The 267-nt window shown below is 62.2% G+C and carries 1 protein-coding gene; it reads right to left on the bottom strand.

Features of this window, described 5'->3' with window-relative positions; genetic code table 11:
• On the bottom strand, positions 1 to 189 hold a 189-nt coding region (locus SB756_RS30870; protein ID WP_410913342.1), incomplete at its 3' end, for a hypothetical protein.
• Positions 190 to 267 lie beyond the last annotated feature (78 nt).

Raw genomic sequence — 267 nt, 5'->3', positions numbered from 1 at the left:
CGGCACCACGATCGCCAGCAGGCCGCGGCTGTTGACCACGCTCAGGAGCTGTTCCTGCCAGCGCCAGCGAGCCTCGACGACCCGGCAAGGAGACCACCCCAGGGCGATCATCTGGTCCACCGTCATGTTTTCGTCGATGACCTTGCCGTCTTCGCGGATCCGCTCGAAATCACTAATCACAACTTTCACGCCACAGGCAGCACACCAGGCGTGCCGACAATTTTCAGATTCCTGTCACCGACGAACTCCACCTGCTGCACGCCGCCC

This window comes from Pseudomonas sp. SIMBA_068 (assembly GCF_046534705.1).
GTDB lineage: Bacteria > Pseudomonadota > Gammaproteobacteria > Pseudomonadales > Pseudomonadaceae > Aquipseudomonas > Aquipseudomonas putida.
This window is presented reverse-complemented; position numbering and strand designations above follow the sequence as displayed.